Genomic DNA, 12,955 nt, shown 5'->3' with positions numbered 1-12,955 from the left:
GGTCATGTCCCTCACCCAGGCTGAAATTCTGATCGCCCTGGTGGTGGCCGCCCACGCTGGCGTGCTCGCAGTGCGTCTCGCCGCCAGCCTCTACCGCGCCTGATCCCTTGGCACGGGAGAGACGACCTGCTAGAAGCGGTGCGTCTCTCCCCACTCCTCCTCACCCTTGAGCCCCTCCCGATCTGCCCAGCTATCGCAGCGGCGATCCGCAAATCGGAAACGGACTGCTCAAGATCCCAAAGCGGAGCCCGCTCGAGGCCGTCGCCAACACCGCAGTGACGCCAACTTGAGCGTTGTTGAGCCGGCACCCTCGCAGCAGATCAGGCCTTCAAGTCCGAGCCAGGAGTTGCTCTACGGCTCCATCGGTCTCTCCCTGAAGATCGGCCTCTCCCTGGTGGCCGTGGTCAGCTTGGTTCGACTGGCGGGGGCCTACCAGGAGCGCCTGGATCGCTACGGCGAGATCACCGCCGTTCTGGACATCCAAAAAGCAAAGCTGCTTAAAGCCCAGACCCGTTTTGATCGCCTGTTCAACGTTGGTGGTGAGCAAAAGCTGATCCAGGAGCAGGACCAGTGGATCGCCCCGAACCGCCTGCGGGTGGTCTGGAAGCAACTGCGCCCGGATTCCAATCAGCAACCGTCCAACGCAATCCAGACCCCTTGAGGCCTGTCTTTCCGTAAGTTGTTGCGGGCAGTTTTTGGGTCCATGACCGCTTCAAGCAACCTCACGAACGCAGGCGGACCCGCCGGAGCGGTCCTGGTGACCGGCACCACCTCAGGGGTTGGCCTGAATGCCGTCAAGGCCCTGACCGATCGGGGATGGACGGTGGTCACGGCAAACCGGGATCCGGTGCGCGCTGGAGCCGCCGCCGATTCCCTCGGCATCCCCAGCGACAAGCTCCACCACATCCGCATGGACCTCGGGGATCTGGACAGTGTCCGTGTCGGCGTTGAGACCCTGGTCGACTCCCTGGGCTTTGGCCTCGATGCCCTGGTCGTCAATGCGGCGGTCTACAAACCCAGGCTCAAAGAACCCGAGCGCTCTCCCCAGGGCTATGAGCTCTCCATGGCCACCAACCACCTGGGCCACTTCCTCTTGATTCAACTGCTGCTGCCGCAGCTGCAGGCCTCGCAGCATCCCTCCAAGCGCGTCGTCATCCTCGGCACCGTCACAGCCAACTCGAAAGAACTGGGCGGCAAGATCCCCATCCCCGCTCCGGCGGACCTGGGCGACCTCAGCGGCTTCAAAGCGGGCTTCAAGGCACCCATCGCCATGGCCAACGGCAAGGCCTTCAAACCTGGCAAGGCCTACAAGGACAGCAAGCTCTGCAACATGATCACCACGCAGGAGCTGCATCGCCGCCTGCACCACTCCACGGGGATCGTCTTCAGCTCGCTGTACCCCGGCTGCGTCGCGGATACCCCCCTCTTCCGCAATACCCCGCGGGCCTTCCAGAAGATCTTCCCCTGGTTCCAAAAGAACGTCACCGGTGGCTACGTCAGCCAGGCCCTCGCCGGAGAGCGGGTGGCCCAGGTGGTCGCCGATCCAGGTTTTGGCACATCCGGGGTGCATTGGAGCTGGGGTAACCGCCAGAAGCAGGGCGGCCAGCAGTTCAGCCAAGAGCTCTCCGATAAGGCCAGCAATCCCGAAACGGCACAAGGGGTTTGGGATGAATCACTCAAGTTGGTCGGCTTGCGCTAGTCCAACGGCTCACCTGCAGTAGGGATGACAAGGCCTCATCCCTGATGTATGCCTACGGCAAGCCTTGCAGGGTTGCCGATGGGAAGGCCTGTGATTCCACTGAACCCTCAGGATCAGCCGCGCTGGTTCCTGCTGGCGATGGCCTGCCGTTGGCCCCTGGCGGTTGTGCTGGCCACCTGGTCGGCGGCCATGGCGGCAATCCAGATCTTGGGGCAACCCATACCGATTGCCGTCAAGCGCCAACAGCCCTTCCCCGTGGTCCTCAAGGGGCCCATCCAAGTCGAGAAAATCCTGACCCCAGTCCAGGTCCAAGCCAACGGCGCCCTACCGGTTGCCGTCAGTGCCAAAGCAGCCCTTCCGGTCAAGGCCAACGACTCACTCCCGGTTGACGTTGGCCGCATCGCCAAGCCGGTGACCGTTGAGAAAATTGTTGAACCCGTCGAGATCGTCAGCGATGAACCGCTGCTGGTCAATGGCGAAGTGGGGGTGAACCAGATCGGCGGCAATGTCACCGTCACGATCAAGGACGCCCTCAAGGCCGTTTCACCGCTACCGCTCCCCCCGCTCCCCTGAGGCGCCGGCCATGACTCAACGCGTCCCCCTCCTCCCCTTGCTCTCGGGCAGCTTGATGCTCCTGATGGGCAGCGGCGGTATCCCCGCAGTACGGGCCGAAACAGCACCCAGCGCGGAGCAACAGGCACTGCTGGAGCGCCTGCGGCAGCGGCAAGCGCAAGAGCACGAACGCTGGCGTCGTTTCGGTGATGTGGAGGTGGATTGGACCAGCTGGAAGCCGTTCGACAGTCACCCCTACATCTGGGTCACCCCCTGGCGACGCGCCGTCACCCGCCCCACGGCCATTGGCGGCCTGAGCTGGCCCTCCACGCCAGAGAGCAATCCCAAGAGCAACGTGCCCGATCGGGCACTCGCGGTGAACTGCCGTGATCTGACCCTCAACCGCAAGCGGGCTGGTTCCAACTGGGGGGACTGGCGCGTTCCCGGCGCTGGAACTCCGGCGGAGCAACTCCTGCTGGATGCCTGCAGCAGCCTGAGCTCTTGAACCGCACAGCCCAGTCCTGCCTGCTCGTGCTGCTGGGTTTCCTCAGCGGACTGGCCGCAGCACAACTCCTCAACCAGCAGTCCCTGCAACCGCTGCTCTGGCCCCTTGTGGTCCTGGCCAGCGTGGCGCTCCTAGCTCAGGCGCTCTGGCTGATTGCTAGAAGCGGAATTCGCGTTGAGATCTTCACGCGGGCCCCCATTGATGTGGGAACCCGCGGCGGAAGCATCAAAGCCGAAGTCACCAAGGTTCGGCTCTAAGGGTTCAGTCGAACCCGAGCAGGTCAAAGATCTCGCGATCCTTGAGCGGTTCAGCCTCCAGGGGCTTCACGCTCTCCAACATCGACTGAGCGAGGCGTAGATATTCGTTCTGGACGGCCTCCACCTCGGGGGTGGATTCCATCTCGAAAATCGTGCACTTCTTCAGGCGCGAGCGGCGGATCGCATCGAGATCGGGGAAGTGGGCCATGGTCTTCATGCCCACCCGGTCGTTAAAGCGATCGATCTGGTCGGTGTCGCGGCTGCGGTTGGCCACGACCCCACCGAGGCGCACCTTGTAGTTCTTGGCCTTGGCTTGAATGGCCGCAATGATCCGATTCATCGCAAAGATCGAATCGAAGTCATTCGCCGTGACAATCAGGCAGTAGTGGGCGTGCTGCAGAGGGGCCGCAAATCCACCACAAACCACGTCGCCGAGCACATCAAAGATCACCACATCGGTGTCTTCCAAGAGATGGTGCTCTTTGAGTAACTTGACCGTCTGTCCGGTGACATAGCCGCCGCAGCCGGTACCCGCCGGAGGGCCACCGGACTCGACGCATTGCACCCCATTGAAGCCATCAAAGACGAAGTCCTCTGGGCGCAACTCCTCGGTGTGAAAGTCCACCCCCTCGAGGATGTCGATCACCGTCGGGACCATTTGCTTGGTCAGGGTGAAGGTGCTGTCGTGCTTAGGGTCGCAGCCGATTTGGAGCACCCGTTTGCCGAGCTTGGAGAAGGCCGCAGAGAGGTTTGAGCTGGTGGTGCTTTTACCGATCCCACCTTTGCCGTAGACGGCAATCACCAACGCTCCCTCCTCGATTTGCATCGAGGAATCCTGATGAACCTGAACGCTGCCCTCACCATCGGGGCGCTTGAGCGTGGTGGTCATAAAACAAGGAAAACCAGGAACACAGGAACCCTGGTTTTAAAGCTCTTTCCCATCCAAGACCTGGCCGTGCCCGTTGACCCGAGGGGCCATGCAAAGCGAAACAGTTAAGGAGAAAATTGAGGGTTTAAACACACATTTGTAGGTAGTAATACCCAGCCCACTACTGCGCTTAGCGGCTGTAGTGGGCCTTGGCTTCGTAGAGGGCCTCGCTATCAATCACCGCCAGACCCTGATCGCGGGCATAGGCCTCGGTGTTTTTACGCACCTTGCCCCGCACGAAGAAGGGAATCTTGGCCAGTTCAGCCTCACCGTCGGCACTCCAGGACAACTGCGACCCATCCACTGGGGGCAGCGTGATCTCCTCGGCAGGTGCCACGGGCGAGGCCGGGGCGCCATCGCCCAGGTGACTGCGGTGACCATCCACGAACTCAAAGTCATGGCGGAACATGCCGATCAGGTGCTCCTCCAGACCCATCATCAAGGGGTGCACCCAGCTGTCAAAGATGACGTTGGCCCCCTCCCAGCCCATCTGGGGGGCATAGCGGGCGGGGACGTCCTGAACGTGCAAGGGGGCGCTGATCACGGCGCAGGGAATGCCCAGGCGCTTGGCGCTGTGGCGCTCCATCTGGGTGCCGAGCACCAACTCCGGAGCCGCGGCGGCCATGGCCGCCTCAACGGCGAGGTAGTCGTCGCTGATCAGGGCCTCCAGCCCTAACTCCGCCGCCAGCGCCCGGACCTCCCGGGCCATCTCACGGCTGTAGGTGCCCAGGCCCACCACTTCAAAGCCCAGCTCGCGGCTGGCGATCCGCGCCGCGGCCAGGGCGTGGGTGCCATCGGCGAACACGAAAACCCGCTTCCCCGTCAGATAGGTGGAATCCACCGAGCGGGAGTACCAGGGCAGACGCGAGCGACGCTCCGCTGCACACAGGCCATCGGCGCCGGGCTGCAGATCCTGGGGCGGCTCCAGGCCAAGGACGCCATGCAGTTCCCGCAGGAACTCCACCGTGGCTCCGATGCCGATCGGAACCGTTTTCACCGTGGGCAAGCCGAACTGACGCTCCAGCCAGCTGCAGACCGAACCGGAGACCTCGGGGTAGAGGTTGAGGTTCGCGTCAGCCGTCGGGATGCGCAGCAGGTCAGCCGGCCGAGCACCGAGGGGGGCAACGACAGCCACATCGATGCCGTAGCTCGCCAGCAGCTGGGTGAGCTCCCGCACGTCATCGCGGCAGCGGAAACCCAAGAGGGACGGACCCAGCAGGTTCACCCGCGGGCGTCGGTTTTCTGCGCGCCAGCGGGTTGGATCGAGCTTCGGCTGTCCGGGCGGCGGAAGCTGCGGTTTCAGCAGGCTGCGGACCAATTGGTAGAAGGTCTCAGCCGCCCCCCAGTTTTCCTTTTTCGAATAGGCCGGCAGCTCCAGATTGACCATCGGGATCCCGCCCAGATCCATGCCCGCCGCCAGGGCTCCTGGCTGGTCCTGGATCAACTCTGCCGTGCAGCTCTCGCCCACCAGCAGGGCCTCGGGCTTGAAGCGCTCGACCGCATCGGTGATGGAGCGCTTCACCAGTTCGGCGGTGTCACCCCCCAGATCCCGGGCCTGAAAGGTGGTGTAGGTGACAGGCGGGCGGCGGTCCCGCCGTTCAATCATCGTGAACAGAAGGTCGGCGTAGGTGTCGCCCTGCGGTGCATGCAGGACGTAGTGCACCCCTTCCATGGAGGCGGCGATGCGCATGGCCCCAACGTGCGGGGGGCCTTCGTAGGTCCAGAGCGTGAGTTCCATCGGCGGTAAATCAGGAGAACTGCAGCGCGCCGCGGCGACGCAGGGGACGGGCAAAGAGTTCAGCCAGATCTCCGGCCTGATCAATGCCATGGATGGGGCTAAAGACCAACTCGATGGACCACTTCGTGGCCATCCCCTCTGCCTCCAGGGGATTGGCCAGGCCCAAACCACAAACCACCAGATCGGGACGCCCCTCGCGCACCCGCTGCAGCTGGTTTTCGACATGTTGCCCCTCGCTGAGCTGCGTGCCCTCGGGCAGGCGCGCCAGCTCTTCGGCCATCAACTGACGGTCGAGGTAGGGGGTTCCCACCTCCACCAGCTCCATGCCGCACTCCCGCGAGAGAAAGCGCGCCAGGGCCGGCTCCAGCTGGGAATCGGGAAGCAGAAAGAGACGTTTGCCCGCCAACACCTCCCGGTGGGGAGCCAAGGCCCGCCGGCCGCGCTCCACCAGGGGATCCAGCACGGCATCAATACGGTCCTGCGCAATGCCACAGGCCCTGGCCGCCGCGGCCATCCAGTCCCGGCTGCCTTCAACACCAAAGGGATAGGGCGCAGGCACCAACGTGGCTCCGCGGTCCACCAAGGCCCGAGCCGTACCGGAGAGGAAGGGCTGCGCCAGGAGCAGCTGGGTCCCCGGGCCCACCGGGGGAAGCTCAGTGGAACGCCGTGGCGGCAGGCTCACCACCCGCTCAATGCCGAGTTTCTGGAACAGGCCGACCAAACGGTCTTCGACCGCATCCGCCAGGGTCCCTGCGATCAACAGCTGGGGCTGGTCCGTTTTAGGCATCAGGGGAACCAGCGCCTGCAGGGCGCTGTCCTCCCCCTGGGTGAAGGTGGTCTCGATGCCACTGCCGGTGTAGTTGATCACCGTCACGCGCCCGGCGTGCTGCTGATTCAGCCGCTCCGAGGCCTTCGCCAGGTCGAGCTTGATCACCTCACTGGGGCAACTCCCCACCAGGAACAGGGTGCGGATCTCGGGGCGGCGCTCCAGCAGTTGCGCGACGAGTCGATCCAACTCCTCGTTGGCATCCGCCAAGCCGGCCAGATCGCGCTCGCCAAGGATCGCGGTGCCGAAGCGGGGTTCGGCAAAAATCATCACCCCGGCGGCGCTCTGGATCAGGTGGGCGCAGGTGCGGGAGCCCACCACCAGGAAAAAGGCATCCGGCATGCGCCGATGCAACCAGACGATCGAGGTCAGGCCGCAAAACACCTCCCGCTGACCGCTTTCCTTCAGCGGTGGTGGTAAAGCCGTCGAAGCAACTGAGCTACTGACCATCACAGCCAGCCCCCTTTGGTGAGCGCTATCGACCCGGGCTAGCTCCGGCTTGGGGGGTTAGGGGGGCTTTGGGCACAAGCTGTCATTAACGGGGTGAGGGAAAGCGCACAAAGCCCATCCCTCAACTGGCGGGCAACGCCCGCAGGGAATCCTCAGAGCCCATCACCACCAGCAGCTCGCCCTCGGCCAGGACATGGGAGGCCGGGGGGTTCACATGCAGCTCGCCCGCCGGTCCTGCCGCCAGGACATTGACGTTGTAGTGCTTGCGGAGGTTGAGATCCCGCAGCGAATGGCCGATGAAAGCTGCGGGGACCTTGATTTCTTCAATGCTGCTGCGGTCGTCCAAACGCAACTGCTCCAGCAGATTCGGGCGGACCAGCTCCATCCCGAGCCGCTGACCCATCATTTTTGAGGGGAAGACCACGCGGTCCGCGCCGACGCGCTTGAGCATCTTCATGTGGATGTCGCTCGTGGCCCGGGCGATCACCTGCTTCACCCGACTGCCTTCGGAGTCCTTGCAGATCAAGGTCGCGGTGACACTGGCCTCCAGCGGTTCACTCATGGCCACGACCACCGTCTCCATGTCCAGCACCCCTGCCGCCCGCAGGGCCTCTTCATCGGTGCAGTCCACCACCCGCGCTTCGATGGCGGGATCGATCTGGCGCAGCTCATCGATGGCGCGCTGGTTGGAATCAATGGCCAACACCTCCGCCCCGGACTGAAGCAACTCCGAGCAGACCGAGGAGCCAAAACGTCCGACCCCGATGACGGCAAAACTGCCGCGGCGTACCCCGGCTTCAGCGCTCCACTGCCACCACTGATTCACAGCCACTGATTCACAGCCCGGTGCTCGTCGCCCCTGTTCTAAGTGCTGAAGCCACTAGACATACAAATCTTCCTTGGGATAACCCACCCGGCTCTGGGGCCGGGTGCCATAGAGCGCCGAGAGCAGCAACAGGATTCCAACCCGCCCCACGAACATCCCCACCATCAAGACCAGTTGGCCCCAGCGGTTGAGATGGGCCGTGACCCCCAGGTCCAGGCCGACCGTGCCAAAGGCGGAGACGCAGGTGAAGAGCTTCTCCAGGAAACTGAAGGACTGCACCTGCTGCTGCCCAAGGGAATTCCCCAGGCCCAAGGTCAAGGCCATCAGCACCACAAACAGGGCCGAAGCCAAGGTGACCCCCACGGCCCGCAGCACCGTGGCATCGGGAATCTGCCGGCGGTGCAGCAGCACATGGCTGCGGCCCTGGAGGGTCGAGCGGGTGGCCCCCATCAGGATGGCGAAGGTGGTTGTTTTCACCCCGCCACCGGTGCCGCCGGGGCTGGCGCCAATGAACATCAACAGGATGATCAGCAGCAGCCCGGCGTCGGTGATCTGGTGGGCGGAGAGGGGAATCGTGTTGAAGCCGGCGGTGCGGGTGGTGATCGACTGAAAGAGCACGATCTGCAGATCCTCAAGCCAGCCATAGGGCTCCATCGCCGAGGCGCCGTAGCCGATGTGCTCGGTAATCAACAGACCCACCGCGCCGATGACGATCAACAGCGCCGTACTGCGAATGACCAGGCGGGTGTGCAGGCTCAGGCGACGCAGGCGACCCAACCGAAAGCGGTTGTTCCAGATGTCATTGGCCACCCGCCAACCAATGCCACCGATGACGATCATGAAGGCGATGACCCCAGTCACCACGGGGTTATCGCGATAGCTCTCCAGGCTGTTGGACCAGAGGCCAAATCCGGCGTTGTTGTAAGCGCTGATGGCATGGAACATCGCAGCCCAAAGCCGTCTGCCAGGGTCCTCGATGTCGGTAAAACCAAAGCTGTAGAGCACCACCGTGCCCAAGCCCATCACACAGAGGGCCACCAGCAGGATGCTGTGGAAGGTGGGTCCGATGCCGCCGACCCCGAATTCATCAAGGGCACGGCCCTTGTCCAAACGATTACGCAAGCCGGATCGGCCCTGCACAAACCCCTGCAGGAAGGTCGTGATCGCCATCAGTCCGAGACCACCGGTGATGATCAAGCCCGCGAGCACCACCTGGCCTGCGAAGGTCAGATCCTCTCCGATATCGATCACCGAAAGACCGGTCACAGTGATCGCCGAGGTAGCCGTGAACAGGGCCTGCCACAAACCAACGTTGGAGTTGGAGCAGAGCGGCGTCGAGAGCAGCAGTGTCGCCAAAACGATCACCAGCAGGCCCGTCACCACGGTGAACTGCGGCACCGTGAGCTGATGGCGCCAACGCTGTAGCGCCCGGACTGGATTGCTCGAAGACGGGTTCATCCCGCAAACCGTAGGTAAGGTCCGATCGATCTCGCAGCCTGCGCCAGTCGATGAATCCGATCGTTGTGCTGCTGGTGATGGCGGTGCTGATCCTGGTGGGCTCGGCTTTGGCCTCCAGTACGGAAGCCGCCATGCTGACGGTGAATCCGATTCAGGTCCACACCCTCAAGCAGCAAAAGGTGCCGGGATCACGGGCACTGGAGCGCATCAAGGCCAGGCCCGGGCGGGCCCTGGTGCTGCTGGTGGTGATCAACAACCTGTTCAACATCTCCGGTTCAATCCTGCTCGGTAGCCAGGCCAACCAGGTGTTCGAAAGCGTCGGGGGCCGCTGGGCCCTGCTGCTCTTCAACGTCGGGTTCACGGTGGCCGTGATCCTCTTCGCTGAAATCCTGCCCAAAACGATCGGCAACAGCTTCGCCATGCCGATCTCCTTGGTCTCGGCCCGCATTCTGCTGATGCTCGAGCGGCTGACCCTGCCGCTGCTGCTGGTGCTGGAGAAGCTGATGCCGGCCATCACAGCCACGAGTGAACTCACCACCAACGAACGTGAGATCCACCTGATGGCGCGCCTGGGCTCCCAGCAGGGCCAGATCGAAGCCGACGAGGCCGCGATGATCGGCAAGGTCTTTGCCCTCAACGACCTCACCGCCAGGGATCTGATGGTTTCACGGGTGGCGACCCCGTCCCTTTCAGGCGGCGCCAGCCTGGACTCGGTTCGCCAGGAGATCCTTGAGGCCGCCGATGACGCCTGGTGGGTTGTCCTGGGGGAAGAGGTGGATGAGGTGCTGGGGGTTCAAAGCCGCGAGCGAGCCATGGCTGAGCTGCTCAGCGGTGGGGGCTACCGCCTGATCAGCCAGCTCTGTGATGCGCCGCAATTCGTCCCCGAGATGATCCGTGCCGATCGGCTGCTCACCAGCTTCCGGCGCGGCGACCGCAGCTCCGTGCGGGTTGTTGTCGACGAGTTCGGGGCCTTCGTCGGCCTGGTCAGCGCCGCCGACATCCTTGGGGTGCTGGCCGGTTGGAAGCGGGTCCCCGAGGGCTAGGTATGGGCGCGGCCCTGCTGGCTGCGCTTGAGCAACCACCAGTAGATCCCACCAAACAGCGCTGCGCTGAGGGATCCCACCAGGGTGGAGCCCAGCAACAGACGGCTGGAGATCGCCAGCCCGAGCTCCCAGATGCCCCCCTGCTGGATTGCCTCAAGGGTGGGCAAGGCAGGGCCAGGGCCCAGCAACCAGCAACCGACGCTGTAGTTGAACCAATAGAGGGGGATGTAGGTCAGGGGGTTGCTAATCCAAGTACCCGCCGCAGCCAGGATGTGGTTCCCGCGCACCAGGCTGGCCAGGGCGATGCCCAGCAAGGTCTGCAGACCGAAGATCGGGAAGCAGCCCATGAACACCCCAGCCGCCAAGCCCCGGGCTTTCTGGCCGCGGCTGGCCTCGTGATGCCACAGCCAGAGCAACCACTGTTTGAGGCGCTTCATCCAACCCCGCGGGCCTTGCGAGCTCACGTTCTACAGGCCGAACCAGCGGCAGACCATCCAAGGAACGGCGATGGCCATCGCAATCGTCAAGGGGAAGCCATAGCGGGAGACATCCAAGAAGCGATAGCGACCCGGGCCATAGACCATCAGGTTGGTTTGGTAGCCAATCGGACTGAGAAAGCTCTGGCTGGCGCCGAAGAGCACCACATAAATCAAGGCCATCGGCGGTAGGCCAAGCCCCTGGGCCAACTGACCCGCGATGGGAATCAACATCGCCACCGTCGCCGCGTTGCTCATGACTTCGGTCAACGCGACGGTGAACAGGAACACCACGAGCATGGCGCCATAGACCGGCCAGCTGCTCAAGCCGAGCAACAGGGCCTGGGCCAGGGCAGAGGCCAGACCCGTTTTTTCCAGGGCAACGCTGAAGCTCGCCAGCGAGCCCAGGAGCACCAGTACATCCAGGCGGACCACCCGTTGCAGTTCACCGGCGCGCAGGCAACCGGTCACCACCATGGCCACCGTGCCCAGCAGCACGGACGCCACCAGGGGGATGACCTCAAAGCTGGGCAACAGCAGCACCAGGGCAGCAATGAGCAGCGCCACGCGCTTGCGGCTGACCGTGGGCAGGTCCTTCTCCAACTGCTCCAGGACCACCAGGTCATTACTGGCCGCCAGGCCGCGGATGGCGTCCTTGGGGCCCTGCAGCAGCAGCACATCCCCCTCACGGAGTTGGGCGCGCCCGAGCCGTTCCCGCAGCACGGCATTGCCGCGCCGCAGGGCCAACACCGTGGCGTTGTAGCGCTGCCGGAAACGCAGATCGCGCAGGCAGTCACCGGCGAGGGTGGAGCCGGAGGGCAACAGCACCTCCACCATCCGCTGGCTGTTGTCCTGCTCCAGGCTGAGCGGTTGCTCCGGCGTGGGGGCCAAGACCACTGTGTGGTCCTGCTGGAGGCGCAGCAGGTCCTCGCGGCTGCAGCGCAGCAGCAGACGATCCCCGAGCATCAAGGTGCGGTCGGCCAAGGGAGGCATAAAGCGCTCCGTGCCGCGGTGCAGCTCCAGAACGTCGAGGTCAAAGCGCCGTTGCAGCCGCGTGGCGTGGAGCGACTGGCCAATGAGCTCAGAACCCAATGGAATCTTGACCTCGGTCAGGTATCCACTGCTGGAGAGGTCAGCGATCAGGTCGTCGTCATCGCGGCCCCGATCCGGCAGAAAGCGATCGGCGAGCAGCACCATCAGCGAACCGCCCAGCAGCCAGACCCCCAGACCGATCGGGGTAAAGCTGAATAAGCCAAAGCTGCCGTAGCCCAGACGGCTACTGACCTCGCTGGCCAGCAGGTTCACCGAGCTGCCCAGCAGGGTGATCGTCCCCCCGAGCACCGTGGCAAAGGACAACGGGAGCAGCACCTTCGACGGGGAGATCCGGCGGCGTTTGCACCAGCCCTCCACCACCGGAAGCAGGCTGGCGACGATCGGGGTATTGGGGACGACCGCCGAAACGGGACCCACCACCGCCACCATCAAGGCAATCATTCGCTTCGGGCTGCGAATGGCGTCGGAGCCGATCAAGGCGCGCAGACGATCGAGTCCCCCGCTGCGGAACAGCCCAGCGGAGATGGCGAACAGACCAGCCAGGGTGATCAGGGCAGGGCTGCCAAAACCCTCCAGGGCTTCGCGCGGCTCGATCACGTGGAAGCTGACCAGCAGGCCGGCGGCGAGCAACCCCGTGAGATCGGGCGCCAGCCAACCGGAGATGAAGAGGACCACGGAGCCCAGCAACACCACCAGCGTGATCAGGGCTCCGGGCTGCAGAGCGGCAGCAACAAGATCAGCCAAGGGAGGGGCGATCGGGCAAGGCCCTCAGCCTACAGCTCGCAAAACACGGCACACGGATCGGGAATCACAGCACAGCGAGAAAAGTTCAGTCAGAGCTGAGGTTCCAAGGGGGAACTTGGCGACACCAATTCCCAAGTGCTTTACCGTGGAATCAACCCGAGCACGTCCGTTGCCCTTCAACGCCAAAACCAGCTACGGACTGCTCGCCCTGATCGAACTCGCTGGCATCCAGGCCCAAGGAGGACGGCTACAGGTCTCGGTCATCGCGCAGCGCCAGGGCATTCCCGAGCGCTACCTCGAGCAGATGATGACCAGCCTGCGCAAGGGGGGCCTGCTCAACAGCAGCCGTGGCCCCAAGGGGGGCTACCAACTGGCCCGACCCGCCGCAGACATCCGGCTG

15 protein-coding genes are annotated in these 12,955 nt (G+C 63.9%); 8 read left to right on the top strand and 7 right to left on the bottom strand.

Annotated elements, in window-relative coordinates:
- Nucleotides 1–4 precede the first annotated feature (4 nt).
- The 6 genes from psaM to QZ186_RS03865 all read left to right on the top strand — a co-directional run bounded on the left by psaM (nt 5) and on the right by QZ186_RS03865 (nt 3,013).
- Nucleotides 5–103, top strand: coding sequence for a photosystem I reaction center subunit XII (gene psaM / locus QZ186_RS03890; RefSeq protein ID WP_010316586.1), 99 nt, complete (start codon nt 5–7; stop codon nt 101–103).
- A 243-nt stretch (nt 104–346) separates the two neighbouring features.
- Nucleotides 347–661 carry a hypothetical protein gene (locus tag QZ186_RS03885; protein ID WP_296415892.1) on the top strand — a complete coding sequence of 105 codons (315 nt, stop codon included), beginning with the start codon at nt 347–349 and terminating at the stop codon, nt 659–661.
- 42 nt (nt 662–703) lie between these two features.
- A complete protein-coding gene (locus tag QZ186_RS03880; RefSeq protein ID WP_247477856.1) occupies nt 704–1,699 on the top strand; it encodes a protochlorophyllide reductase in 996 nt (331 codons plus the stop codon).
- 78 nt (nt 1,700–1,777) lie between these two features.
- The gene (locus QZ186_RS03875) at nt 1,778–2,272 is read left to right on the top strand and encodes a hypothetical protein (protein WP_296415890.1); all 495 of its coding nucleotides are present in this window, start codon (nt 1,778–1,780) and stop codon (nt 2,270–2,272) included.
- Nucleotides 2,273–2,282: 10 nt separating this feature from the next.
- The gene (locus tag QZ186_RS03870) at nt 2,283–2,756 is read left to right on the top strand and encodes a hypothetical protein (RefSeq protein ID WP_296415889.1); all 474 of its coding nucleotides are present in this window, start codon (nt 2,283–2,285) and stop codon (nt 2,754–2,756) included.
- Nucleotides 2,753–3,013, top strand: a complete 261-nt coding sequence (locus QZ186_RS03865) for a hypothetical protein (protein ID WP_296415888.1) — start codon at nt 2,753–2,755, stop codon at nt 3,011–3,013. The genes QZ186_RS03870 and QZ186_RS03865 overlap by 4 nt, the downstream gene beginning before the upstream one ends.
- A gap of 4 nt (nt 3,014–3,017) precedes the next feature.
- On the opposite strand, the gene bchL is transcribed toward QZ186_RS03865, so the two are convergent.
- The 5 genes from bchL to QZ186_RS03840 all read right to left on the bottom strand — a co-directional run bounded on the left by bchL (nt 3,018) and on the right by QZ186_RS03840 (nt 9,239).
- Nucleotides 3,018–3,902 (bottom strand): ferredoxin:protochlorophyllide reductase (ATP-dependent) iron-sulfur ATP-binding protein, encoded by an 885-nt coding sequence (gene bchL / locus QZ186_RS03860; protein ID WP_010316575.1) that lies wholly within the window; start codon nt 3,900–3,902, stop codon nt 3,018–3,020.
- 169 nt (nt 3,903–4,071) lie between these two features.
- Nucleotides 4,072–5,679, bottom strand: coding sequence for a ferredoxin:protochlorophyllide reductase (ATP-dependent) subunit B (locus tag QZ186_RS03855; RefSeq protein WP_296415958.1), 1,608 nt, complete (start codon nt 5,677–5,679; stop codon nt 4,072–4,074).
- A gap of 10 nt (nt 5,680–5,689) precedes the next feature.
- A complete protein-coding gene (locus QZ186_RS03850) occupies nt 5,690–6,955 on the bottom strand; it encodes a ferredoxin:protochlorophyllide reductase (ATP-dependent) subunit N (RefSeq protein ID WP_247477842.1) in 1,266 nt (421 codons plus the stop codon).
- Between the two features lie 121 nt (nt 6,956–7,076).
- Nucleotides 7,077–7,781: a TrkA family potassium uptake protein gene (locus QZ186_RS03845; protein WP_010316572.1), complete on the bottom strand. Its 705-nt coding sequence runs from the start codon at nt 7,779–7,781 to the stop codon at nt 7,077–7,079.
- A 54-nt stretch (nt 7,782–7,835) separates the two neighbouring features.
- Nucleotides 7,836–9,239 carry a TrkH family potassium uptake protein gene (locus QZ186_RS03840; protein WP_029626252.1) on the bottom strand — a complete coding sequence of 468 codons (1,404 nt, stop codon included), beginning with the start codon at nt 9,237–9,239 and terminating at the stop codon, nt 7,836–7,838.
- A gap of 50 nt (nt 9,240–9,289) precedes the next feature.
- On the opposite strand from QZ186_RS03840, the gene QZ186_RS03835 reads away from it, so the two are divergent.
- A complete protein-coding gene (locus QZ186_RS03835; protein WP_247477824.1) occupies nt 9,290–10,282 on the top strand; it encodes a CNNM domain-containing protein in 993 nt (330 codons plus the stop codon).
- Here QZ186_RS03835 and QZ186_RS03830 read toward each other — a convergent pair.
- Nucleotides 10,279–10,719, bottom strand: coding sequence for a DUF2062 domain-containing protein (locus QZ186_RS03830; RefSeq protein WP_010316569.1), 441 nt, complete (start codon nt 10,717–10,719; stop codon nt 10,279–10,281). The two genes, QZ186_RS03835 and QZ186_RS03830, sit on opposite strands and share 4 nt — an antisense overlap.
- Before the next feature lie 30 nt (nt 10,720–10,749).
- The gene (locus QZ186_RS03825) at nt 10,750–12,555 is read right to left on the bottom strand and encodes an SLC13 family permease (protein WP_296415886.1); all 1,806 of its coding nucleotides are present in this window, start codon (nt 12,553–12,555) and stop codon (nt 10,750–10,752) included.
- A 169-nt stretch (nt 12,556–12,724) separates the two neighbouring features.
- Between QZ186_RS03825 and QZ186_RS03820 the strand changes: the two genes are divergently transcribed.
- On the top strand, nt 12,725–12,955 hold a 231-nt coding region (locus QZ186_RS03820; protein WP_296415884.1), incomplete at its 3' end, for an Rrf2 family transcriptional regulator.

Source organism: Vulcanococcus sp. DEBay_Sum29NL08_54 (assembly GCF_017859255.1).
GTDB lineage: Bacteria > Cyanobacteriota > Cyanobacteriia > PCC-6307 > Cyanobiaceae > Vulcanococcus.
The sequence above is the reverse complement of the archived record's forward strand: the minus strand, read 5'-3'. Positions and strand labels throughout refer to the sequence as shown.

Coding starts and splice junctions, on each gene's coding strand:
- psaM (WP_010316586.1), top strand. CDS start 5: ATGTCCCTCACCCAGGCTGAAATTCTGATCGCCCTGGTGGTGGCCGCC.
- QZ186_RS03880 (WP_247477856.1), top strand. CDS start 704: ATGACCGCTTCAAGCAACCTCACGAACGCAGGCGGACCCGCCGGAGCG.
- QZ186_RS03875 (WP_296415890.1), top strand. CDS start 1,778: ATGGGAAGGCCTGTGATTCCACTGAACCCTCAGGATCAGCCGCGCTGG.
- QZ186_RS03870 (WP_296415889.1), top strand. CDS start 2,283: ATGACTCAACGCGTCCCCCTCCTCCCCTTGCTCTCGGGCAGCTTGATG.
- bchL (WP_010316575.1), bottom strand. CDS start 3,902: ATGACCACCACGCTCAAGCGCCCCGATGGTGAGGGCAGCGTTCAGGTT.
- QZ186_RS03855 (WP_296415958.1), bottom strand. CDS start 5,679: ATGGAACTCACGCTCTGGACCTACGAAGGCCCCCCGCACGTTGGGGCC.
- QZ186_RS03850 (WP_247477842.1), bottom strand. CDS start 6,955: ATGGTCAGTAGCTCAGTTGCTTCGACGGCTTTACCACCACCGCTGAAG.
- QZ186_RS03840 (WP_029626252.1), bottom strand. CDS start 9,239: ATGAACCCGTCTTCGAGCAATCCAGTCCGGGCGCTACAGCGTTGGCGC.
- QZ186_RS03835 (WP_247477824.1), top strand. CDS start 9,290: ATGAATCCGATCGTTGTGCTGCTGGTGATGGCGGTGCTGATCCTGGTG.
- QZ186_RS03830 (WP_010316569.1), bottom strand. CDS start 10,719: ATGAAGCGCCTCAAACAGTGGTTGCTCTGGCTGTGGCATCACGAGGCC.